This is a genomic window from Paenimyroides ummariense, assembly GCF_900115115.1.
Taxonomy (GTDB): Bacteria; Bacteroidota; Bacteroidia; order Flavobacteriales; family Flavobacteriaceae; genus Flavobacterium; species Flavobacterium ummariense.
This window is the reverse complement of record NZ_FOVI01000016.1, coordinates 44,625-68,771: the sequence shown is the minus strand read 5'-3', so window position 1 is coordinate 68,771 and position 24,147 is coordinate 44,625. Positions and strand designations below refer to the sequence as shown.

At 35.2% G+C, this 24,147-nt stretch carries 22 protein-coding genes and 2 pseudogenes; 12 read left to right on the top strand and 12 right to left on the bottom strand.

Annotated elements, in window-relative coordinates; genetic code table 11:
• Window positions 1-1,898, bottom strand: a 1,898-nt coding sequence (locus BM253_RS11755) for a hypothetical protein (protein ID WP_091524352.1), incomplete at its 3' end; no start/stop codon positions are given.
• A gap of 485 nt (window positions 1,899-2,383) precedes the next feature.
• Between BM253_RS11755 and BM253_RS11750 the strand changes: the two genes are divergently transcribed.
• Together BM253_RS11750 and BM253_RS11745 are read left to right on the top strand one after the other, a co-directional pair.
• The gene (locus tag BM253_RS11750; RefSeq protein WP_091524350.1) at window positions 2,384-3,034 is read left to right on the top strand and encodes a response regulator transcription factor; all 651 of its coding nucleotides are present in this window, start codon (window positions 2,384-2,386) and stop codon (window positions 3,032-3,034) included.
• Between the two features lie 13 nt (window positions 3,035-3,047).
• Window positions 3,048-4,940 carry a sensor histidine kinase gene (locus tag BM253_RS11745; protein ID WP_091524346.1) on the top strand — a complete coding sequence of 631 codons (1,893 nt, stop codon included), beginning with the start codon at window positions 3,048-3,050 and terminating at the stop codon, window positions 4,938-4,940.
• Between the two features lie 5 nt (window positions 4,941-4,945).
• Here BM253_RS11745 and BM253_RS11740 read toward each other — a convergent pair whose 3' ends face one another.
• From BM253_RS11740 to BM253_RS11725, 4 genes are all read right to left on the bottom strand, one after another.
• Window positions 4,946-5,272 (bottom strand): hypothetical protein, encoded by a 327-nt coding sequence (locus BM253_RS11740; RefSeq protein ID WP_091524343.1) that lies wholly within the window; start codon window positions 5,270-5,272, stop codon window positions 4,946-4,948.
• Complete coding sequence (locus BM253_RS11735) at window positions 5,256-5,696, bottom strand: helix-turn-helix domain-containing protein (protein ID WP_091524340.1); 441 nt, start codon at window positions 5,694-5,696, stop codon at window positions 5,256-5,258. The genes BM253_RS11740 and BM253_RS11735 overlap by 17 nt, the downstream gene beginning before the upstream one ends.
• 422 nt (window positions 5,697-6,118) lie before the next feature.
• The gene (locus BM253_RS11730) at window positions 6,119-6,532 is read right to left on the bottom strand and encodes a sensor histidine kinase (protein ID WP_091524337.1); all 414 of its coding nucleotides are present in this window, start codon (window positions 6,530-6,532) and stop codon (window positions 6,119-6,121) included.
• The gene (locus BM253_RS11725; RefSeq protein ID WP_091524334.1) at window positions 6,514-8,070 is read right to left on the bottom strand and encodes a histidine kinase; all 1,557 of its coding nucleotides are present in this window, start codon (window positions 8,068-8,070) and stop codon (window positions 6,514-6,516) included. The genes BM253_RS11730 and BM253_RS11725 overlap by 19 nt, the downstream gene beginning before the upstream one ends.
• Before the next feature lie 591 nt (window positions 8,071-8,661).
• On the opposite strand from BM253_RS11725, the gene BM253_RS11720 reads away from it, so the two are divergent.
• Window positions 8,662-9,771 carry a hypothetical protein gene (locus BM253_RS11720; protein WP_091524331.1) on the top strand — a complete coding sequence of 370 codons (1,110 nt, stop codon included), beginning with the start codon at window positions 8,662-8,664 and terminating at the stop codon, window positions 9,769-9,771.
• 102 nt (window positions 9,772-9,873) lie between these two features.
• On the opposite strand, the gene BM253_RS11715 is transcribed toward BM253_RS11720, so the two are convergent.
• The 3 genes from BM253_RS11715 to BM253_RS11705 all read right to left on the bottom strand — a co-directional run bounded on the left by BM253_RS11715 (window position 9,874) and on the right by BM253_RS11705 (window position 12,175).
• Window positions 9,874-10,296, bottom strand: a complete 423-nt coding sequence (locus BM253_RS11715; protein WP_091524327.1) for a hypothetical protein — start codon at window positions 10,294-10,296, stop codon at window positions 9,874-9,876.
• 98 nt (window positions 10,297-10,394) lie between these two features.
• Window positions 10,395-11,348: a T9SS type A sorting domain-containing protein gene (locus BM253_RS11710; RefSeq protein WP_091524324.1), complete on the bottom strand. Its 954-nt coding sequence runs from the start codon at window positions 11,346-11,348 to the stop codon at window positions 10,395-10,397.
• Between the two features lie 458 nt (window positions 11,349-11,806).
• A complete protein-coding gene (locus BM253_RS11705; protein ID WP_091524322.1) occupies window positions 11,807-12,175 on the bottom strand; it encodes a winged helix-turn-helix transcriptional regulator in 369 nt (122 codons plus the stop codon).
• A gap of 124 nt (window positions 12,176-12,299) precedes the next feature.
• Here BM253_RS11705 and BM253_RS11700 point away from each other — a divergent pair, with 124 nt between their 5' ends.
• The 3 genes from BM253_RS11700 (at window position 12,300) to BM253_RS11690 (ending at window position 14,112) form a co-directional block, all read left to right on the top strand.
• The gene (locus tag BM253_RS11700; protein WP_091524319.1) at window positions 12,300-13,094 is read left to right on the top strand and encodes an SDR family oxidoreductase; all 795 of its coding nucleotides are present in this window, start codon (window positions 12,300-12,302) and stop codon (window positions 13,092-13,094) included.
• A 22-nt stretch (window positions 13,095-13,116) separates the two neighbouring features.
• Entirely contained in the window at window positions 13,117-13,482 is a 366-nt protein-coding gene (locus BM253_RS11695; RefSeq protein WP_091524373.1) for a hypothetical protein, read from the top strand.
• 81 nt (window positions 13,483-13,563) lie between these two features.
• Window positions 13,564-14,112, top strand: a complete 549-nt coding sequence (locus BM253_RS11690) for a DNA-3-methyladenine glycosylase I (protein WP_091524370.1) — start codon at window positions 13,564-13,566, stop codon at window positions 14,110-14,112.
• A gap of 516 nt (window positions 14,113-14,628) precedes the next feature.
• Here the strand turns inward: BM253_RS11690 and BM253_RS11685 are convergent.
• The gene (locus tag BM253_RS11685) at window positions 14,629-15,375 is read right to left on the bottom strand and encodes an SDR family oxidoreductase (protein ID WP_245758497.1); all 747 of its coding nucleotides are present in this window, start codon (window positions 15,373-15,375) and stop codon (window positions 14,629-14,631) included.
• A 104-nt stretch (window positions 15,376-15,479) separates the two neighbouring features.
• Between BM253_RS11685 and BM253_RS11680 the strand changes: the two genes are divergently transcribed.
• Window positions 15,480-15,821 (top strand): winged helix-turn-helix transcriptional regulator, encoded by a 342-nt coding sequence (locus BM253_RS11680; protein ID WP_091524312.1) that lies wholly within the window; start codon window positions 15,480-15,482, stop codon window positions 15,819-15,821.
• Between the two features lie 69 nt (window positions 15,822-15,890).
• Here BM253_RS11680 and BM253_RS11675 read toward each other — a convergent pair whose 3' ends face one another.
• The 3 genes from BM253_RS11675 to BM253_RS11665 all read right to left on the bottom strand — a co-directional run bounded on the left by BM253_RS11675 (window position 15,891) and on the right by BM253_RS11665 (window position 18,083).
• Window positions 15,891-16,643, bottom strand: coding sequence for an SDR family oxidoreductase (locus tag BM253_RS11675; RefSeq protein WP_091524309.1), 753 nt, complete (start codon window positions 16,641-16,643; stop codon window positions 15,891-15,893).
• 151 nt (window positions 16,644-16,794) lie between these two features.
• Window positions 16,795-17,661 carry an AraC family transcriptional regulator gene (locus tag BM253_RS11670; RefSeq protein WP_091524305.1) on the bottom strand — a complete coding sequence of 289 codons (867 nt, stop codon included), beginning with the start codon at window positions 17,659-17,661 and terminating at the stop codon, window positions 16,795-16,797.
• A gap of 71 nt (window positions 17,662-17,732) precedes the next feature.
• A complete protein-coding gene (locus BM253_RS11665) occupies window positions 17,733-18,083 on the bottom strand; it encodes a winged helix-turn-helix transcriptional regulator (protein ID WP_091524302.1) in 351 nt (116 codons plus the stop codon).
• 201 nt (window positions 18,084-18,284) lie between these two features.
• Between BM253_RS11665 and BM253_RS11660 the strand changes: the two genes are divergently transcribed.
• From BM253_RS11660 to BM253_RS11640, 5 genes and pseudogenes are all read left to right on the top strand, one after another.
• Entirely contained in the window at window positions 18,285-19,241 is a 957-nt protein-coding gene (locus BM253_RS11660) for an NADP-dependent oxidoreductase (RefSeq protein WP_091524298.1), read from the top strand.
• A 106-nt stretch (window positions 19,242-19,347) separates the two neighbouring features.
• Window positions 19,348-20,097, top strand: a complete 750-nt coding sequence (locus BM253_RS11655; RefSeq protein ID WP_091524295.1) for an SDR family NAD(P)-dependent oxidoreductase — start codon at window positions 19,348-19,350, stop codon at window positions 20,095-20,097.
• A gap of 433 nt (window positions 20,098-20,530) precedes the next feature.
• Window positions 20,531-20,754 (top strand): annotated as a pseudogene (locus tag BM253_RS11650) (IS3 family transposase); the annotation flags it as partial.
• Between the two features lie 217 nt (window positions 20,755-20,971).
• A complete protein-coding gene (locus BM253_RS11645) occupies window positions 20,972-22,084 on the top strand; it encodes a serine hydrolase domain-containing protein (protein ID WP_091524292.1) in 1,113 nt (370 codons plus the stop codon).
• A 434-nt stretch (window positions 22,085-22,518) separates the two neighbouring features.
• Window positions 22,519-24,097, top strand: a pseudogene (locus BM253_RS11640) (Na+/H+ antiporter).
• Window positions 24,098-24,147: the final 50 nt, after the last annotated feature.

Genomic DNA, 24,147 nt, shown 5'->3' with positions numbered 1-24,147 from the left:
GCGCCATCATAGCTTACCGATCCTTCGTTTAAGTTGATTACAGAAGCAGTACCTTTTTCATCGGTATACGTCAATTCATTGGTCGCATTGTTGTAAGACAATACCGTCAATGTTTCGTTCGCTTTTACGATACTTGATAAGCTTGCCCATTCTACATTGCCTGCCGCATTGGTAATCAACATCGAGTTTGCTGCGCCTTCCTTAATCGATACCTGGTATGGATCGGCCGCTGTTCCCGTGCCGGTTACATCGATAAACGCGCTGCCGCCAATGTTGATGGCATCGTTCGCTATCGTGGTCAGATACTCTTCAAAAGTATTGTAGGTAGCCCCACCAACGGTAATCTGTTCGTTTACAATGTCGTTGTAAATGTTCTCGAACTGGTTCACTACTGATGCAGGTACGTCGATGATCGCCGTTGCTCCTGCTTCGTTGGTATAAGTATACGTCCCGTCGTTGTTGTTTACGATCGTGGTGATTGTTTCGTTTGCTTTTACGATTGTTGATAAGCTTGCCCATTCTACATTGCCTGCCGCATTGGTGATCAGCATTGAATTCGCTGCGCCTTCCTTAATCGATACCTGGTATGGATCGGCCGCTGTTCCCGTGCCGGTTACATCGATAAACGCGCTGCCGCCAATGTTGACCGCATCGTTTGCTATCGTGGTAAGGTACTCTTCAAAGCTGTTGTAGGTAGCCCCATCAACGGTAATCTGTTCGTTTACAATGTCGTTGTAAATGTTCTCGAACTGGTTAACTACTGATGCAGGTACGTCGATGATCGCCGTTGCTCCTGCTTCGTTGGTATAAGTATACGTCCCGTCGTTGTTGTTTACGATCGTGGTGATTGTTTCGTTTGCTTTTACGATTGTTGATAAGCTTGCCCATTCTACATTGCCTGCCGCATTGGTGATCAGCATAGAATTCGCTGCGCCTTCTTTGATCGATACCTGGTATGGATCGGCTGCTGTTCCCGTGCCCGTTACATCGATAAACGCACTGCCGCCAATGTTGATGGCATCGTTCGCTATCGTGGTCAGGTACTCTTCAAAGCTGTTGTAGGTAGCTCCACCAACGGTAATCTGTTCGTTTACAATGTCGTTGTAAATGTTCTCAAACTGGTTCACTACTGATGCAGGTACGTCGATGATCGCCGTTACTCCTGCTTCGTTGGTATAAGTATACGTCCCGTCGTTGTTGTTTACGATCGTGGTGATTGTTTCGTTTGCCTGAACAATGTCTTTGATGTTTATAACATGTGTATCGCCAGCCTGGTCTACATACGTAAACTGTGTGCCGTCATAATAAACGTTTCCGCCAACATACGTATCGCCCAATACTTCGATCAGTTCGTTTAATACGTCGGTATTGTTTACAATGTTCTCAAAATTGTTGATCACATTATCGGTTGCATCGATTATTACCGTTGTTCCAGCTTCGTTGGTATATGTATAGGTACCATCGGTGTTTTTTATGATCGTGGTTGGTATATTGATTGCAGATAACGGAACGCTTACCGTATTGCCATCTGTATCGGTTAAAACCAAATCCTGATTTAAAACTACTAACGATGCATTCGTTGTATTTTTGTCTAAAGCAATAACATCTGCATCGTTAACAACTCGCATCCATCTATCTTCATACCAATAGTAGTAACCCGGTTTCACATCATTTACCGTTGTGGTATTATATACAAATATACTGTTAACATTGCCTTGAGTTATTGTAGTAGCATCTGTACTTGACGTTAGCTTAATACGCGGGAAGAGTACCCCGCTATTCTGTGATACAATATCCAGTTGAGCAGATTTATTAGGTGTTAACGTACCTATTCCTACCTGACTATATGCGCCCCATGCTCCCACAAAAAAGGCTGCGGTTAGTAATCTTTTTTTCATATCGGTTTCAAATAATTATTATCTTTAAAATGTTCATAATGAACACACAATTCCCCTTTTTTTCTAAATTTTGAAGTATGTAAATTTAATTACTGATTTAAAGAAGGTTCATCAAGACAGAGCGTAAACCACACGAACATGCTATGTAAATAAAAAAAATAACATTAATATGTTATCTAAATTCTAACCTTAAGAGGGCAGGGAGCTATTCTTTATATATGACTTGTGATAATCTTGAAAATGAAGAGAAGCGGGCTCAGTCCGTTGGGGGAGGAAAAAAACCATCAATAATGAACCAACTATATAGCTACATAAACAGTTTTCATGCGTTTTGCAACTCTGGAAATTGCGGATATGGTTTTTAGAATGAAACTTAACATTTATTACTGTCTTTTCTATCTTTTTATAATAAAAGCATAACGAATAATCTAATTGTTTTTAATACTTTTGATAAATTTGTACATTACTAAATGTAATTCATCCGCATGACCTTATCAGCACTTAACAGCAGCGAAAATTCCAGAGCTGTGATCCTAGACGATCATAGAATTTTTGGTGATGCATTTTCGATGCTTCTTGAAAAACTAAATCGTTTTAAATCGGTGCACCCGTTTAATAACGAAAAAGACTTTTTAAATTTTGTAAGGTCTTACCGCAATGATTCCCTTTTTTTATTTATAGATTTTTATCTTAAAGACCAAAACGCCCTATCAATCATTAATACCGTTAAAAAATTAAGTAAGAACAATAAGATTATTGTTATTTCAAGTTTAACGAACCCGCAACTTGCAAAAACGATTCTGGGTTATGAACCGCACGGTTTTATAAGCAAATCGTCGTCTTTAGACATTATTATAAAATGCATCTGTACGGTTAGTGAAAGGAAGAATTATACCTGTCCTGAAATTAAAAACATTATACAGTCATATCAAGAATTAAATGAGATTCCCTTTACCAAAAAAGAACTGTACCTGCTGCACTATTTTTCACAGGGTTTAACTATAGATCAAACGGCCGAAAAAGCTTTTTTAAGCAGACACACCATTATTGCCCACAGAAGAAAAATGATGGAAAAAACCAACACCCGTTCCATAACAGAACTTTTAGCCTTTTGCCGAAAACTTGATCTACTGTAGATTTTTAAATATTATGAAATCACTATTAACATTATTTTTCCTATTCAATATTTCCGTATCGTTTGCACAAAATGAAGATTCGGTTTCCAGTTCATTTAAAAAAATGCATAACGAATATGTACGTGAAAAAATTCACGATACCGTTTATATGCGTAAGGTTAAGGAATTAAGCACAGATATTCTTTTGCAGGGTTTGTATATAAAACCGAATGAGTTGAGAGAATATTTAAAAACTTATGAGAAAATTGCTTTTTCAAATAAAAAATATGACAAATACCGCATTGACTATTACAGAATGTTTTTAAGCAATGCTGCATTATTTCAAAAAAGAGGCGAAGCCATGTATTTTGCAGAAAAAGTAACAAGGGAGTATGCTTTACAAAAGCAACATTCATTAAGTGAATCGGCACATAAAATTAAAATTTATGTAGTAAGTGCAAATATTGAAAAGGTAATAAAAACATACAACAAAGAAAAGAACTTCCTTAAACGTATTCCCTATTTACTGTCTAAAGACAGTATCAAATCTAGTATTGCAATTGATGCTTTTCATATACTCTCACCAGTCAGTGCAACATATAGTCAATTGGCTGACTCTGAAAATCTATATGAAATATACAATCTTTCTGTAAAGATAATTAATGAACTTAAAAAGAAAAATTTAGACAGTAACGACTTACTGTCTATTGACCTTCACTTATTAGAGCAAAAGTTTTTTATATCTCTTGTTAATAAAGACTACAAAAGCTGCAGCAGCATACTTAACGAAGTAGGAAAGTTAAAAAACAAGTATAAAAATAAAGCAGATACAACCTTTCTTGAGTATGCGCTTACTGAATGGAAGATAGATTTTTATTTAAAAGCCAACAAAGTTGACAGCGTTGAATATTACTTAAAAAAATATAACGATCTCCCTCAAATTTCTCAAGACATAAAAGAGCGTATCTTATCTTATTCCGCTCAAGTTAATTTCATTAAAGGGAATTATAAAGAAGCCTATGAGCAACTGGAGAAAGCTAATGTTATTGGCGACAGTATAAAAACAAACCTAACGGGGGAACTTGACGATTTACTGTATGCATACACCAAAGCAGAAGATACGCAGAATGCATTAGTATTAGCAGAGAAGACCAAAAGCAATCAACGACTATTGTTTATTTGTATTTCTATTGTTTTTGTTATTATAATTTTCTTGATCGTATGGAGAAGAATAAGAAAAAACAGAATTATTCAGAATAAAATTTCAAACCTAAATAGTATTGCCAACATTCAAATAGCTACTATGGAAGAAATGACTTTTCAGGCAGTAAAACAAGAACAAATCCGTTTAGGCGAAGATCTTCATAATTCAACAGCTTCAAGCTTATCTGCCATAAAATATCAGATCGAAACGTTTTTGATGGATAATCATTCCATTGAAAACAAAGCCCAGCTAAAAAGCATCTTAGAGCATGTTACCGATGTTTATAACAATACCCGTAATAAAAGTCATGAATGGTATTCTTTATCAGAAAACAAAGCCGAAGTTTTATTTTATCAGCAAATTAATACCAATCTTGAACTGTTTTTCCCTTCTAACCGCTACAACAAGAAAGTGGAAATAGATCAGGATGTGTTAGAAGATATAAGTTCTGCCCAGAAAATAGAACTTTTAAAAGTAATACAGGAAGCCTTGTCTAACATCATCAAACATTCAAAATCACGTACTATTTCTTTAATGATTTTTAGAGAGAATGATAACTCGTTTACCCTGATAATCAAGAACGACGGTAAATTTAACAAGCAGAAAGAAAGTAATGGTTTAGGTATAAAATCTATAATTTCCCGAATATCCAATATGAAAGGAAATGTAAAGATTAATACCGAAGACGGTTTTGAAATTTATATAAACATCCCTATCAATTAAACAAATCATTCCACATCACAGAAAATCTGTTCATTTTTCCATTTCGTAACCGTATTCCTGCTTAATTTAAAATGAGATGCCAATTGAATATTATTCAAGCCGTGTTCCTGCTGATATTTAAGAATCTTTACCACGGTACGCCTGTCATACGACCTGAACGAATGATTTTTCTTTAACAACTCGTGTTTATTACTAAATATAATTTCGTTTAACCGAATTACGTCCAAAGACCCAATTGTTTGTTTTTGCAGTATACTTTCACATTCCTGTTTCTTTTCGGGGTACTTTCTATCTAACAGATCGGTATAAATTTTTTTATAATTGGGTATCATTTTGTTTCTGGTATTTCTGGATCCAACGCATCACCGTTGTTTTGGGTATGTTATATTCTTTTACAATTTCGTTTACCGTTTTTTCACCGTTCTGAAAAAGTTCCACAATAAATTCAATTATTTCTACGGTGTAGATGTTCTTTTTAAATCGTGGGACATTACTCTCCTTTTTCTTATTTTTCTCAAGATAGGTAGACGAATACAGAAGCAGGTGCTGGGAATAAAGCCTGAAAAGGTCGTATCCCAAAAGTTTACTCCACAACAAAAGCAGATCAGAATTCAAATCTTTGGATTCATACATATTCTTTATTTCACCAGGCGTTTTTTTTAAGAATTTAACGATACGATCTTCGTCTATTTCTTTTTCCTGGGTTAATTTAAGAATAACCTCACCAATATGAATGTCTTTAAAATTAAAATGCATTTTGTAAAGTAATTATTCCATTTTTTTTAGAAGTCTAACCACATAATATATGCCCAATTGTATGTGGTTAGACCTTCTATACCTGTTACACTATAAATTATGAATCTAGGGTTGTCCGATATGGTTCTATGCTAAATTCAAATTTTGTTTGTGAAGATGTAATTTTCCTTATAATTCAGACCTTGTTGAGTATAACAGTATTATTGATTTACAATAAGTTAAATTAACACAAAAGAGAAGTAATAAAAAATAGCAAAAATTTGCTATTTTTTAAACAACAGAATAAAGACATGGTATTGACATACTACCAAAAAAACTGTGGATAAAGTTACAATTTATCAAAGGTTTTAGGATCAATTATAGTTGATATTCCACTATTAAAATTATAAAAATGAAAAGAACTGCTACTGACTATTTAGCTACTATAGATCAGCCGTCTCATGGTTCCTTTTAATCGTATTTTCAGGAATTGAAATGGTAATTTCTACACCTGTATCATCGCTGTTAAGTACGAAATCGGCTTCGAACTTTTTAAGCCTTGCCTTCATATTACCGATTCCCATGGTATTTTGTTTGGAACCTGAAGCCATTCCTTTTCCGTTATCTTTGATAACAACGCACAGCTTCCCTATTTCCCTGTAGATCCACAAATCTACCTGCGATGCTTTCGCGTGTTTGATAATATTTGTAAAGGCTTCCTGAATTACCCTGATTAATTCTGAACGGAATTCTATAGAGGTATTGGCAAGTGAATAATCGTCTATCTGTATATTAAGCTTATAATGGTTTTCGGGAAAGGCTATATGTGCCAGATGCATTATATAACGGTAAAACATTTCTTCATTCGGCAGTTGGGCACCTTCAAAAAATCATGACTTTTGTTACGCACTTTATTGAATGCGGCATTCATCATCTCTGATAACTGTGTAAGTTTTTCCTTTTTGTCACTTTTTTCGGCATCCAAAACCTGCAAATCGATGTTGTATTTAACAGCTGCCAGTGTTCCGGACAAATCATCGTGAAGGTTTTGCGAAAGACGTTCCTGTTCTTCCTTCCGAACTTCAGATTCAAACTGTTCCATCAATGCAATCTGTATATTGGCCGTTTCATCAAGATCTTTTACCGTTTTTTTTAATTTTCTGTCTTTTAATCGCAACAGTATAACACTAACTGTAATTACAGCAACTAAAAGTAAGCTTATTACAATAATCCAAGTATTTCTTTCCTTTTTCTCTGCTTCGCTTTTTTCAAATGCCAATTTATGATGTTCGGCTTCTGTTTGCGCATAAAGTAAGTTATCCATTTCTGCTGACAATTCTGCCTGCATTTTAAAAGATTCTTCCAAGGCTTTGTCTAATAACTCATACGCTTTTTCCGGATTGCCTTTTATAGTTTCCAGCCTTGACTTGTACCGATTAATCAATATCTTCTGATCTTGTGCAAAAGCAACCGTTTTTTCCAGTTTATCAATATAAAAATGGGCACTGTCTACTTGCTTCACTTGCAGAAAATAATCTGCTTTCCAGTCCATCAGATTATAAGCATATTCGTCACCAATGAGGTCATCTTTTTTTATCAAAATTTCCAATTTGGTCAAAGCAGCCTTTATGTCATTTTTTCTATCAAGACCACTTGCCTTGAAGAAATCGAATGCTATTGTATAAAACTTGGTTATTTGTCGCGAACTATTGGAAGTAGTCGGGTCTTTGTCAATACCTTGAATCAATGAACCGGCAAGCTTATATGCTTCTTCACCCCTTACGGTATCCTTTTTATGAAAGTACGTATTAATTATTGGTGCCAATATACGCAGTGCATCAATTCCGTCCCAGTAATATACTTCCGGTTCCTTTTTAATTTTAACCACCAAATCCTGAATAAGTTTCTTATGTTTTTCGTAAGTTTCAATCTCCTTATCTTCCTGATTTGTTATGCTATAAATATACATTTTAATACCTGGCTCTATAAAAGGGCGGGACATGTTCTCCTTTTCACTCTGCCTTGCTATTTTTTCGGCATAAAAAATAGAGGATCCCCATTTACCGGATAAATATACATTGTTCATCAAAATTGTAAAATAATCAATTCGATAGGATCCGTACTCTTTTTTACTCCATGCAACCTTTTCATACTGCTTAAGGTTTTCAGACATTTCACTTATACTGTAAAACTCCCCATTATCAAGTGCAGAAGCTGCAACCGAATCAATCATAGACATGTAAGCAGTATCGATTAACTTACCTGCCAGATACAGGTTAGTTACTTTTTCAAAACCGTCGTTTTTTTTAGTTGGTTGAACAGCTGTTTGTGCACAAAGACTTGTTACAACGCATAGTGTAACACATAAATAAAGTATTTTTTTCATCTTACTCATAAAGAAAATTTATCAAGCCAATTACATTACCAAACAGTTTCTACTATAGCACAAAGCATGGTAAATACTTTTACAAATATGCTATACTTTTTTTAGAAATTTATGAAGAGGAAAAAATATTGTTTTAAGAACTTCAAACGATGATCTTGTATAACAGTCCTTAATAAATTCCAACTTTAATGTTAGAATTTGTTTGAAATTAACCTTTTGGATTTGAGTTTATAACCATTTTGGTTTTATCTTTTAAGACGTACAGGTAATTAGATATTCTAAATGTAGCAAAAGATATAAATTTATGACAATCTTAAACTCTCTTATTCTAAACATCTAATTATCAATCGTAAAAAATGATCCTTAAATATTGTTCATTGGCGGAAGCCTATTATAAAATTAGTTACTCAAACTTTATCTATATTTGAATTAAAATTACTCCGTGCAAACAACAACCGCCCTCCTACGCAGTTAAATGGGAAATGGACAGTTCGGCAGACTCAGTGACCAAGGGAATGGGGAAAAGGAAATGATAATTAAGTTGTACGCCATTATGAATAACATGGCACTATAAAGAATTAATCAAAAAAATAAGATAAAATGAAGCTGTATTTTATAAAATTATTAATCGCTATTTCAATTGCAAGTATATTAACGTCTTGTCAAACAAATAAAATATTAACTGATACCGATAAAACTTTAAATGATGTTGATATTTATGTTGCAGGATACGAATATAATGACAGCAAGTTTGAATCTTCGATAGAAGAGATTGCAGACGAAGTAGGTATGAAACACGTAGCCAAACTATGGAAAAATGGTCAAGACATTCCCTTAGAAAGCAACGAACTATATTCAGATGCAAAATGCGTAGCTGTGAACAAAAATGATGTTTATATTGCAGGATCTGTTATAATTGATAGTGAATACGTTGCAACTATTTGGAAAAACGGTAAAATACAAAAATTAACAAACGGTAAAACCCCAGCTTATACCAGTTCTTTGTTTATAGACAATAATAATGTTTATATTCTGGGTGCGCAGTATAATACAAAAAATTATGTTATTAAAGTATGGAAGAATGGTGTTTATACTGATGTAACAAATGGAGAAAACCCAACAGATGATGCTGCTATTTTTGTATATAAAGGAGATGTATATATATGCGGACACGAACAAAGTGGAAATAAAAGTAAACATTACAGAAATAACAGTGTAGCAAAAATCTGGAAAAACGGGAAACCGCAAAATCTTAGCAACGGATTAAACGATGCTTATGCGCTTTCGTTATTTGTTGAAAATGGTACCGTTTATGTTGTAGGGTATGAAATAGAAAATGATAAATATATAGCCAAATTATGGAAAAACGGAAAATCGCAAAATTTGTCTGACGGCTTAAATAATTCTTTTGCACGATCAATATACATTTGGAATAACAACACCTATATTGTAGGCACTGAGAATATTAACGGTATTGAAGTGGTGAGATTATGGATTAACGGAAAAGTACAATCTGTTACAGATGGAAAACACCACGCTGTTGCGAATTCGGTTTTTGTAAAAAACAATAATATCTACATTGCAGGATATGAAAAAAATGACAATGATAGGGATGTGGCTAAATTATGGATAAACGGAGTGGCTAAAAACCTGACTGACGGTACAAAAAACGGATATGCACATTCTGTTTTTGTTGAAATTAAAAAATAAAAAACGATAGACCAACAATGTTTCTACGGTAGCAAATTTTAATTGTCATCCCCAATATTTGATTGTTCTATTTCAATGATTCCGTAGTAAACTAAAAGAATTTTATTTTACTCTTTCAAACACACCGTAAGTAACTTCGTTAAATGAGGTATCCTTTATAATAAATTTATTTCTTTCAAAGGAATAAAACTCAACATCAAATGTATAGGTTTCCCCTTCGGATTCTCTGGTCTGTGTCATAATTTTTTGATCTTTGGAAAGTTTCCATGTAAAAGGCTCCACAGAAGAATCACCTGCAAATGTAGAAGTACCGGTTCCATCTTTTCTGTACTCTTCAGTAAATGAATAATTTGGATCTGAGGGTACCAGACTATCAAGGCTTGGTCCTCCATAAGTAGTTTTCCATGTCCCAATTAACAATTCGGATCTGTTTAGATTATCTGTCAAAAGTTCGTTATCTTCTTTACTACATGAAATTATAAGAGATACCCCCATTATACCTGCAATAATAGTTCTAAAATACATAGTTGTTTTGGTTTTAATTGAATTAACGAGCTAACTGTTTGAATTATTGTGTTAAATAATACGGTTGTGAATAAGTTGATGCAGATAAATTATTAGCGCTACCTTATCCAAATTTTTTCATTAATGCTTCCTTGGTTTGTTTGGATATTTAATAAATAGATTCCCGAAGACATTCCACTTACATCTAATTCCCTGTTAGTTGATCTGTATATTTTTACAACTTTACCACTTGTGTCCAATAACTGAATACCGGTTATTTCAAGATTATCCTGATAGCTAACATTTATAATATCCTTTGCGGGATTGGGAAATATCTTTAAGTTTGCCTTAAGCTGATTTTTCTCTGTTGACAGCGGAGCATAATGAAACTGCAATTCATCCAGTGTTAAAAAATGAGCCAATTCACAACTTGTACCGCCTGAGCCATATCCCTTTGATTCAAACCATATACTTACCGAATCAGGTACAACCGAAGTATCCGGATAATTTATGGGTAAAGAAAATGGCTGGTAAATATCCGTCTTAGCATAAGTCAAAGAATCATGAGTTAACTGTTGTGCAATACCCCCTACATTTTGATAAGTAACAATATGCAGTAAAGAATGTTTTTTGAACGTATCATTGGCAACAAAAGAATCAACCTGATACTTATAAAAACCCGAAACACCATAAATTTTACTGTTCAACTTTACTTTCGGTATTTCGACATATGTATTTTCTGTACTCCCTAAAGCCATTATACCTTTTGAACCGTGATACCACATACTAATAATGGCTGCATAATTTCCACTATAAGCATCGGTTGTACGCATGATTCCGTAAACCCGTGCAGACCAAGCGTCTACTATCTGATTATCAGGAACACTACCAGCCATAAAAACAGTTTCGGCATTTTGCAACAGGTAGGGATGACAGTTTAAGCCGATTGAAGATGCTGAAAGACTGGTAAAAGCAGTAGTACCCGACCAGTTCTCAAAACCCAGATTGTAATTTTGACCGTATGAAATTGCCGTAAGCAAAACAATAATTATAGATAGATAAATATTTTTCATAATAACAAACAATATAATTAAATAATTTATTAAAAATAATATAAATATTTAAAATATAAATTCAATTCATTAAAATTAAAAAACAATATTTAACAGAGATTTTGGCAGCATACATCGATTTAAATAACAACAAGGTTGGAAAATTAGCGAGAAAGGATAATTAATTGAGGGTTACATTGAGTAAAAAAGAATATTATGTTTCTACATATAAATTTTAATAGTAAAGTTATATTCAGATCAGGTTTAACATAATTAAATATAAATAATGATCAAATACAACTCCCGTATTCTGCCGTTTGGAATAAATAAGAGTAAGGAAAGGTGAAGATGACTGGGAAGTGGTAGAAATATACAGCTGTGAGAACTCCATTACACTGATATTGTCTTTTTTAGCCCGAGCTGTTAATTCGATTTCAGTCAGAGCGCCAATTCATGAAACGTTACCAACAACATCATTATTATCCATTCCCAGACTTCAAGCGCTTTAGAATAACTCCGCGTAAACGTTCTTCATTTTCATCACCCCACATTCCCAATGCAGCAATAACAGGAATTACCGTTTTACCAAATTCCGTTAAACTGTACTCTACTTTGGGTGGTACAACCGCATAAATCTTTTTAGTGATCAACTCGTGGTCTTCCAGTTCTTTCAATTGAATATTAAGTACACGCCTTGTTGCATCGGGAATTTTTCGCTGTAACTCACTGGGACGTTGATGTCCTTGATCGATAAACCACAACAAACGGATTTTCCATTTGCCGTACAGCACCTCCCCTATTAAATCTAAACCACAATTCAGATTTGGTAAAATCTTTCTTTCGTACATAACACAAATGTAAACCTATGTTCCCTATTGTGCAATAGGGGATAATTTTATCCCTATATGAATCGTAACTCCGTACTTGTGAGATGTGTACATATGTTTCAACTTTGCTTAAAACAATTTACGCATGGAACAACAATTTAATTTCAACAATGAACTATCAGGCAAAATTGTCTTGGTAACAGGTGGAACGAAAGGAGCAGGAAAAGCAATTGCAGAAAGGCTTTTAACTGCAGGTGCAACCGTTATTATTACCGCAAGAAACGCACCTGAAACAGAAAATAACAACCTGCATTTTATTGCTGCCGACTTAAGCAAAGCAACAGATGCACAAAAAGTGATCAGCGAAGTGCTTGCAACTTATGGCAGGTTGGACATTTTGGTGAATAATCTCGGTGGATCATCGACCCCTGCCGGCGGCTTTACAGTATTGACCGATGAAGACTGGGAATCAACATTACAGGCAAATTTGCTGGCTCCAGTAAGATTGGACAGAGGATTTCTACCACAAATGATTGAGCGCAAAACGGGGGTTATTATCCATATTGCTTCCATTCAGGGTAAACTGCCTTTGTATGATTCTACTTTGCCTTATGCGGCATCAAAAGCAGCATTAATTAACTACAGCAAAAGCTTATCAAACGAAGTAACACCAAAAGGAGTTCGTGTACTCACTGTTTCTCCGGGATGGATCAATACCACGGCTTCTAAAGCCTGGCTGGGTGAAATTGCAAGAAACGCGAACAGTACCGTAGAAGAAGCACAACAAGGCGTAATAGATGCTTTGGGTGGAATTCCTTTTGGCAGACCAGCCGAACCGGAAGAAGTAGCGGAATTTGTAGGCTTTTTGGTTTCACCGAGAGCCAGCTACTTAACAGGTACTAACTTTGTAATTGATGGCGGTACCGTACCAACGATTTAATAATTTTAAAAACTTTAATAAAATGAAATCGAAGATTCACGAACACAACACGAACAATAATTACTCGGTGAGTAATTTACCTAATGTAATAGCAGAATTAGTAAAAACGCAAAACAATTTTGACAGCGCTGCATATGCAAAATGTTTTACCGAAACAGCCGTAGTTTTTGATGAAGGCAAGACGCACAACGGCAGAAAAGAAATTGAAAACTGGATTGACAAAGCCAACAAAGAATATCAAGCTACGATGAAGCCTCTTGGATATGCTGCAAAAGAAGCTATTTTAAAAGTAGAAGTTTCAGGTAATTTTCCGGGAAGCCCAATTGCTTTGAGTTACCATTTACAGATAAGTGACGGATTGATACAGTCATTAAAGATTACAGGATAAATTGAAATGGCTATCTTAGCCATTTCTTTTTGTTTAGAAAAAAGAATTAAAATTACCTCAACCATTAAATCAAGATCAAGAATGTCATACTGTACAGCTATACTAAATATGCAATCTGAAGAAAAAAAGGCTTTGCATAAAAAATATCACGACAACCACTATGGTTTCCCAATCCACGATGACGACGAATTATTTGGAAGATTGATTTTAGAGATCAATCAGGCAGGATTGAGCTGGGAAACGATTTTGAAGAAAGAGCAATCATTTAGAAATGCTTACAGTAATTTCAATATTGAAAAAGTTGCTGAATATACAGAAACAGACAGAGAAAGGCTTTTGGCTGATGCAGGAATTATACGCAACAAACTGAAAGTAAATGCCGCAATAGAAAATGCAAAAGCAATCCTTATTTTGCAGAAAGAATTCGGTTCTTTTGAAAAATGGTTAGCACATAATCATCCTAAAACCAAAGAAGAATGGGTTAAATTATTTAAGAAGACATTCCGCTTTACAGGTGGCGAAATTGTTAACGAGTTTTTAATGAGCATAGGCTACCTACGCGGTGCCCACGATGATGACTGCCCTGTTTACAACGAGATTTTGAAACAAAAACCAATGTGGAAGAAATGAAATTGCATTGTTCGATTGAGCTATTGTGCTACAAACACCCTACTTTACCAATAGCCAAACGTTGTGTATTATTATAAAAAACGCAAAAATGAACAAAAATTATGTACTAAACACTAATTCAGGTTCATATCTAACTGTTCATTTTGCAATTATCTCCTTCTTATGAATCTTACCTCTTTTTTATTTCTTTATTGCTTTGCTCCAATCAAATTGGTTTTCAACGGTGAATTTCTTCCTGATAAATCATTAAGCATCATTTTAATTGATTTTTTATCAATCCATTCCGCGTGTCATATTGATTGATCTGAATGGAAATATGTTGCGGGTAACGCTGCAAGATCTTCAGACGAAGAACAGCTGACCAAACTTTTACTAACTAGGGTTGTAATTTTGTAAATAAAATAATGCTGAAAAAGTAAAAGCTATAGGTACAAAATTATAGAAAGGACTGCAGCTTACAGTCCTTTTTGTTTACCATTCCACCTCAGCTAAACTAAAATAGGAGAAAATATATGATCATAATATCATTCCGCCGTCAATCAGTATTTCGGTTCCGGTCATAAAACTGGCAATCTCGTTATCTGATAAATAAACGACAGCTTTAGCAACATCTTCTGCAGTTCCCATTTTCTTTAAAGGAATTGCATTAATCATCCAATCGTTCAAACCTTCCAACGTTTTTTCATCCAATCCGGCTTTTGTCATAATTTCTGTTTTTGTTGGTCCGGGGCTTACAATGTTCACACGGATTTTTCTTGGTGCCAATTCCGCAGCCGCAGTTTTTGCAATCGAATTCAAAGCAGCTTTACTCGCCTGATAAACCGAACTGTTGGCTTTATAAGTTGTAGCAACATTTGAAGATAGGAAAACTACCGACGCACCATCGTTTAACAAAGGAATAAATTTACCTAATGTAAAGTAAGCGCCTCTGAAATTGATGTCCATTACGTTATCAAAATTTTCAGAACTCATATTTTCAATGGAATCTAAAGTTCCCGTAATTCCTGCATTGATGAACAAAATATCAACCTTTCCGAATTGATTTTCAATTTCATTTTTAAAAGAATTTATGTCTTCCAATTTTCCCTGGTCAGCTATAAATGGAATGGCACCCAATTCTTCTGCCGCTTTTTCGATAGCTTCTTTTCTTCTTCCAGTGATGATTACACTCGCACCTTCTGCAATTAATTCTTTTGCAGTGGCATACCCTATTCCACTGTTACCGCCTGTTACAATGGCTACTTTGTTGTTGAATTTATTCATTTCTTTAAATTTTTTTGACAAAGTTATTTCAAATTGATATACTTTTGTAACCAGTATCACAGAGTATATCAATATCATCTGTTATATCATTTAACTTTGCAGCTATGGAAAGAGACCAAACCGAAGAATTAAGAGCATTGCAGGACACCCTATATTTCATCGGGGGAAAATGGAGAATTCCTGTCATCAATTCGCTTTGCAACGGCAACAGACGTTTCCGTGAAATCGAAAGAAGCATCCCCGGAATTACCACAAGAATGCTTTCTAAAGAACTGAAAGATATGGAGCTGAACAAGCTTGTAAAACGCACCGTTTATCCCGAAACCCCTGTTTTAATAGAATATGAACCAACCGATTACTGCAGAACTTTCGGAAACATTATAGGTGAAATGATTAATTGGGGAAGGGAACACAGAAGTGTGATTATTCGTGATGATAAAAACTAAACCGTGAAACAGCAACCTCATTTAAATTTTTTTAACACCATTACAAATAGCAAGGTAGAAGCTTAAATGTTAGCTTTTAAGTTTTTCAATTGCCCAGTCCTGAAAAAGTATTGTACCGGAATGGAATTGCCCAGCAGGAACGAGTAATGAAGCTGGAACAACAAAATGCATATACTTGCTTTCATTGTCTGTAATCACTTTTTTATACTGACCGGTAATTTCAATATATTTAGAGACAAAATCCCCCATTTTGCCACGTTGCGGACCTGCAATTTCAACAGTATCATTTTTAGGTTTTTCCAGAGAAAATTGTACGATGAACCCGGCAACATCTTCAAGCGCAATAGGCTGATAGTCCAGTTCTGAAACAAAAACTTTATCCCCTTGCCCCTGCACCTGTATGATGGTTTCTACATGTTCGTGAAATTGAGTTGACCGAATTATTGTGTAAGGTATGCCTGAGTTTTTAATGGTATCCTCCTGAAGTTTCTTTGCTTTTAGATAACCGATCTCCAATGCATCATCTGTTCCTACAATTGATAAAACAACATGATGCTTAACACTGGAAGACAATTCTTCTTTGACAAGATTCTTTCCTGCGGTTTCAAAAAATCGGAGCGCATTTTCTCCATCGGGTGAAGATGAATTCGACAGATCAATTACTATTTCGGTTCCATTCAAAGCTTCCTTCAGTCCGTGACCCGTAAGTATATCCACCCCTTCAGCAGGTGAACCGATGATTACCTGATGTCCCATTTTCTCTAATTTTTTAGTCACAAGCCTTCCTGTAAGACCTGTTCCACCTATTACTAAAATTCTCATATCTGATTTGTTAATTAATTACTATAAAGCTGATTAAAAGAACGAAGCTTGCTTAATGCTCTTTTTTTTACAAAATTGAGTTATTTGCAGATGCGGCGAAACGCACAAATTGAGGTATAAGGTGGACAAAAAAAGGAATTTTACTGGTAACTTAATTTTGAACTGATTTTTTGGAGTATGTACGACGAAATTTACTTGGTGAGCAACCTGATTTTTTAGCAAACAGTCTGATGAAATACTTCGTGTCTGTATATCCAAGCTGATAGGAAATTTCCTTGATGCTGGCTTCTGAATAGCAAAGTAATCTTTGTGCTTCGTTCATAACTTCTTTTTGGATCAGTTCTGAAGCAGAGAGTCCAGTGGCTTTTTTTACTGTATCACTTAGGTGAGCAACAGTAATATTAAGTTTTTCTGCGTATTCAGAGGGGCGCTTAATAGTTCGGAAATGCGCTTTTACGAGGTTTCTGAATTCCTTTGAAATACTGATTGCACGCAGACCTAATTTCTCAGATTTAATCAATGTACGGCGCTGGTAGCATAGTACAGACTGTCCGACGATAGCCGAAAGCAATGATTCTTGCACTTGTGTATAAGTTCCATCGTTAAGGTCTTGTAATTTTATCATTGAGTCAAAGATGGTTCTAAACCAATCATGCTCATCACCAGAGAGCGCAATCTTTAGCATTTCCTCCAGCAAATTGTCTAAGCTTGTCTGTGCCGCTACACTGGAATGACGGCTTTCAAAAGAGAGGTAATAACCGGCTGCGCCAATTGTATCCACAATCTGATGTACCTGTCCGGGAGGACAGATAAAAAATGTACCTGCAGGCATTACTAATTGCTTAAAATCGAATACAACTTCAAGCTGACCAGTTTCAATCAGCATACAGGTATAATGGTCATGCCTATGGGGATAAAGCGCTTTTATAATACCGGGTGTGGATCCGTCCCAAATACCGACAGCAAGCCCACTGCTGTATTCCATAGTATTTAATGTAATTGAATCGTTTTTAGGCATAACAATTAATTTGCAGTTCTAAATTAACGCTTATTGCGCTATTTACCACAGTAAATTCATCATTTAAAATTTTAACCTTTATTGATTACTATTCTTTTATGTTTCTTTCCCCACTCGATCATATCGGTAATTAGAGCTCCATATTCCTTTGCATACTCTGTAAACTCATATTCTATAATTGATGGGAAATCTATGTCAACTTTACGCGTGATCAGTTTATTGGCTTCCAGCTCTTTTAAATTTAATGATAACATCCGTTTGGTAATTGTGGGAATACTCTTTTCGATATCACTGAAACGCTTATTGCCATTACAGATCGAGTAAATTATAGGCAGTTTCCACTTACCCCCGATCACATAAATTGTATCCTGCAATGCTTTTATATCCTGAGCATCGATTGTAGTTTTTACACATTGTTTCATATCCTTATTATTTACTATTCAGTTACCATCGCAAATTTTGCCTTCATTCGAGAGACTTCCATTTTTTGTTCCCGAGTATCAGCCATGATACTGGTTACAAAGTTATACCTAATTGCTTATAACTTTGCATAAGAAATTGAGATAAAGATCAAAAATTTAACAATTTATTCACAGTCTCAACAATATTATATAATCATTCAAATGAAAGCAGTCATACTAAAAAAACAGGGAGATGTTGACCAATTATCAATGGTAGAGCTCCCTATTCCAACACCCAATGATGATGAGGTACTCATCAGAGTACATGCAATAAGCATTAATCCCACAGATATCTATGCCCGGCAAAACCCTGCATTAGACTACATATTTAACAATGAAACCCCAAAAATATTGGGTTGGGATGTTTCGGGTGTAATTGAAGCTGTAGGAAATAATGTCAGCACCTTTACTGTTGGTGATGAGGTGTTCGGTCTACTCAATTTTCCAACCTTTACTAAAGCCGGACATGCTAAAGCTTATGCAGAATATGTAGTTGCCAATATAGTTGACATTACAATAAAACCTGCTAATATTTCCCATGATGAAGCAGCTGCTGCAGGCATGGCAGCATTAACTACCTGGCAACCGCTCAGTAAAAATCCTATAAAAATGGGCGATCGTGTGCTTGTAACCGCAGCAGGTGGCGGTGTGGGGCATTTTGCAGTGCAGTTTGCCAAATATTTTGGTGCTTATGTTATTGCTGTAGCTTCCGGATCAAAAAAGGATCTGGTGATGAGCCTCGGAGCAGATGAATTTGTCGATTATCAAAAGACTGACTTTTTAGAAGTAATCGAACCGGTAGACTATGTTATTGAAGGCTTACGGGATGAGCATATCGAAAAAACCCTTAGTATAGTGAAAAAGGGAGGCACATTATTAAGCCTATGGTCTCACATTGATGGAAGCGGATGGGAAAAGCGTGCTAAAGAATTAGATGTGAATGCGTACTATAATGCTGTTGTTTCAAACGGGAAAGATATGACTGCCATTGCAGGATTACTGAAAGAAGGGGTAATAAAACCACATATTTCCAAGAAGTTTAAACTCGAAGAAATAGCACATGCCCATACAGAACTCGAAAAAAATCACACTGCAGGTAAAATTATCGTCAATCCGTAACAATAAAGCTTTAATGAAAGACTTAGAAATTGTACATGATCAATATTACAAGCATTAGATTATCTATAAACTGATATTAACGAACTTAAAATAAAATTTAAATAAAATGTCAAAATTAAAAGGAAAAGCAGCCTTCGTTACCGGAGGAACTCGCGGAATGGGAAAAGCAATTGTAGAACGCCTTGCAAAAGAAGGCGCAATGGTTGCCTTCACTTATTTAAACTCAGAAAGCAACGCTCAGCAAATCGTATCTGATATTGTTGAGGCCGGAGGAAAAGCAGTAGCCATAAAAGCTAATGGAGCAATTCAAGGAGCTGTCAAAAATGCTGTCGAAAATGCAGCAGCAGCATTTGGCAAAATCGATATATTGGTCAATAATGCTGCAGTAGCCGTAAACGGTCCAATTGAAACTGCAAGCGAAAGAGCAGAAGCATACAATAACCAGATCGATGTAAATATTCGTTCTGTTGCCGAAGCCGTTAGAACAGCACAGAAATATATGCCTGACGGAGGAAGAATCATCAACATTGCCTCGGTTGGTGGAATCAGGATTGGCAGTCCGGGTATGTCTGATTACATAGCCACAAAAGCCGCTGTTTCTGCTTATACCCGAGGTCTTGCCTGGGATCTTGCGCCCAGAAAAATTACAGTGAACAGTGTAGAGCCCGGAGCTACGGAAACAGATATGCTGATTAATGCTGATGAAAATATACGCCAGTATCTTATGGAATCCATTCCATTAAAGCGCTTTGCTCTTCCAGAGGAAGTAGCATCTTTGGTTAATTTCCTAGTGGGTGATGAAGCAGGATACATCACAGGCAGCAGCTTTAAAATTGATGGCGGTATTTCCGCATAATTGATTTTGAAACAATATAAAACAGGACAAGGTTTTCAAACTTTGTCCTCAATTTACAATCCTCAATTTTTAATAAATTAGATAACAATTTCAGTGAGATGATGAAAGCCCAGGATACAAGTATTGCTCCCTTGAAGAGGATAAAGTTTTAATAAACTTTGTCCTCAATTTACAATCCTCAATTTTTAATAAATTAGATAACAATTTCAGTGAGATGATGAAAGCTCAGGATACAAGTATTGCTCCCTTGAAAATGGCAAGACTCCACCGCCCTTTACAAGATCATTAAAATCTAATTTTCCATTCAGACAGGGGAATACAGTATACATATACAGAATTTACGTTAATGGTCGAAAAAAAAACATTTCCCAAAGTATTAGCGGAAATGCAAAGCATATCACGAATACCTAAATAAAATAAAAATTAATGAGTAAAAGGAAATTGTTATAATAATGCTGTAGCTGAGAGTTTTTTCAAAACTCTGAAAACCGAACTTGTCTATCAAAATAAATATGAAACTAGAGATCATGCTAAAAACTCTATCTTTGAATATATAGAACATTTTACAACACTCACAGAAGCCATTCGGCTCTAGGAAATTTAACCATAAAAGAGTATCAAAATTTAATGTCTAATCAATCTAAAAATGTAGCATAAAGAGTATATAAGTTTTGTCTCAGAAATAGTTGCAAGTTCAGTAAGTAGATCCTAGGTATCTGGCTACATTGAATATTCAAAGTATAATAAGCACTAACCAAATAAAAAAACGTGTATTGATTTTAAGTTAAAAATTTTATATTTGATTTTAGTAAAAGCTATACTTACCACTTCAATAAAGAAGTTATTTGCCATTTTAAAACAGAGCAACTGAAAAATGAAAAAATTTAACCAACTTAATTTTATAGTAATAACTATACTTATTCTAACAACTTTAAGTTCATGTAAAGTTGCAAGATTTGCAGTGTACAATTTTGCAGACATTAACGACCATAAAAAATTTCCTGCAAGAAACATTGAAAACGGCACAACAAAATTTATTTTTCCTACTGCTGAAAAAGGCAAGTTTCCAAAAGAACTACATTTGAAGGACAAAACCTATCCTTTTGAACAATATTTAGAAGACAATAAAACAGTTGCATTTTTAGTTATTAAAAACGACACCATTCAATATGAAAAATATTGGGATGATCATGATTCTACCTCAATAGTTCCGTCATTCTCAATGGCAAAATCTATTACTTCAATACTGATAGGCTGTGCTATAGACGACAAACTAATTAAATCGGTAAACGAACCAATAACAAATTATATTCCGGAGCTAAAAGAAAATGTTTTTGAAAAGGTAACTATTGAGCATTTGCTACAAATGACTTCTGGTATTGACTTTAAAGAAAGTTATTGGAATCCGTTCGGAGATGCTGCAACTTTTTACTATGGAACCAATTTGCGAAAAGCAATAGACAAAATGAAGTTGAAAGCAGAACCTGGAAAAAAGTTTGAATATGTAAGCGGCAATACACAACTTTTGGGATTAGTTTTGGAAAGAGCCTTAAAAGACAAGATAATTACCTCTTATCTTGAAGAAAAAATTTGGAAGCCTTTAGAGATGGAATTTGACGCAAGTTGGAGTTTAGACAGAAAAAAAGACGGGCTGGAAAAGACTTTTTGCTGCATTAATGCCAGAGCGAGAGATTATGCGAAAATTGGACGACTTTATCTAAACAAAGGAAACTGGAACGGGAAACAGATTGTATCTGAGGATTGGGTAAAACAATCGACCAAAGTTGACACAACAAAAGGAAGTGTCTGGTATTACCAATATCAATGGTGGCTGCCAACACAAACAGGTGATTTTATGGCTCAGGGAATTTTAGGACAATACATTTATGTAAACCCTGAAAAAAATTTGATAATTATAAGACTTGGAAAGAAAGAGGGAAAAGCAGACTGGTGGGAACTTTTATCGACATTAGGAAAGGCATATTAAAACAAAATTACATTTAAGCATTACGTTGCTAAAATAGCGGGTTAATTACAAACTTGGACCTTTGTGCGTGTAACAAAGTATATTAATAAAATGAAGCTTTGTTCTATGAAAGCCACCCGAGTGCCTAGCGGCGCAACGTTGAGACAAATAATTGACCAATAAGAACCCACACTTCTTCAGGTATATTGTTTGTATGATTGACTAACAGCAGCGGATGAAAGTATGCAATTCATTTTTGCTATTAGTTAGAATTTGCTATTTTATTTGAAAGTTTTTGGCTTATAAATTCCTGTCCGACCGCAAAGTACCGAATTATTAGCTGTGATTATAAACGAATTACAATTTTTATAATTGCATGACAATGTTTGGATCTTTTTAAATTTGGTGCTATAAATATTTTAAAGATTTAATATTTTTTTTAACAAAACTTATTTATGCTGGAGAATTTTGAATTTTATCTTTTTTTGGCTCTGATAATAACCATGCTGATCATGTTGGCTAAAAAAATTCAGGTTGCCTACCCCATTTTGCTTGTGTTGGCAGGGCTTTTAATTAGTTTTATTCCGGGCGTTCCGAGGATAAAAATAGAACCCGAACTAATATTCATTATCTTTTTACCGCCATTACTGTATGAAGCCGCCTGGTCTACTTCATGGAAAGAACTTTGGAGATGGCGTAGAATTATTTTCAGCTTTGCTTTTGTAGTTGTATTTTTCACCGCATTATCTGTTGCGGTTTTCGCTAATTATTTTATTCCCGGATTTTCTTTAGCATTAGGTTTTTTATTGGGCGGAATAGTATCTCCACCTGATGCAGTAAGTGCAGGGGCTATTTTAAAATTTGTAAAAGTACCAAAAAGACTGGCTTCCATTCTAGAGGGTGAAAGTTTGCTTAATGATGCTTCGTCTTTAATAATTTTTAGGTTTGCTATGATTGCTGCTGCAACCGGACAGTTTGTGTGGCTGGAGGCAGCCGGAAGCTTTATATGGATGTGTGTTGGGGGAGTCGGGATCGGGCTTAGCGTTGCCTACCTTTTTTTTAAAATGCACAAAATTTTACCTACTGATCCCAATATTGATATATTGCTTACATTCATTGCACCATTTTCGATGTATCTGGCAGCAGAAGAACTTCATGCTTCGGGAATTCTGGCAGTGGTAAGTGGCGGGCTGTTCCTCTCCTACCGCAGTCATGATTTTCTAAGCAGTGCTTCCAGAATACGTGCTGTAACTGTTTGGGAAAGTTTTTGTTTTTTTACTTAATGGAATCGTTTTTATGCTGATAGGGTTAGATTTGCCCGAAATTATTTCCGGTTTAGGTGACACCGATATTTATACCGCAATAGGTTATGGAGCAGCAGTTACAGCAGTTTTAATTATTGTAAGAATTTTAGCAGGTTACGCCGCAGTGATTACGACTTTAATTATGCGGAATTTCATCACGGTTGCAGATGCACAGTCGCCAGGTTGGAAAACACCTATGATTATTGGCTGGACAGGAATGAGAGGCGTAGTTTCTTTAGCTGCTGCACTTTCCATTCCTATGACCTTAGATGACGGAACTGCGTTTCCGCAGAGAAACTTGATCCTTTTCATTACATTTCTGGTGATACTTTTAACGTTGCTTTTCCAAGGGCTTACGCTGCCTTTTCTTTTAAAGAAATTCCCGCCGATAGATCGTGATTTTGTGAGAAGTGTAAAAGAAATAGATTATGAAATACAGAACAATCTAGCCCAGATAGCGGTTGATAAAATTCGTACCGATTATTCACATAAAATAGATAGTTTTCCGGCACTGAAAGACCAGTTACAGAAATATGAAAACCAATTGAACAGTTCGGAAATTATAATTAACTATACAGAATACCGAAATATTTATATTGATATTATTGAGACGCAAAGAATATGGCTTATAAACAAAAATCGCGAGGAACTTTTGCTAGATGAAGAAATTATCAGAAAACACCTTCGATTGCTTGACCTTCAGGAAGAAAGACTGAATATGAAAAGTTAGCTGTTTAAAAATTACACCTGATTTCTCTGTTATTTAAAAATAAAGAGATG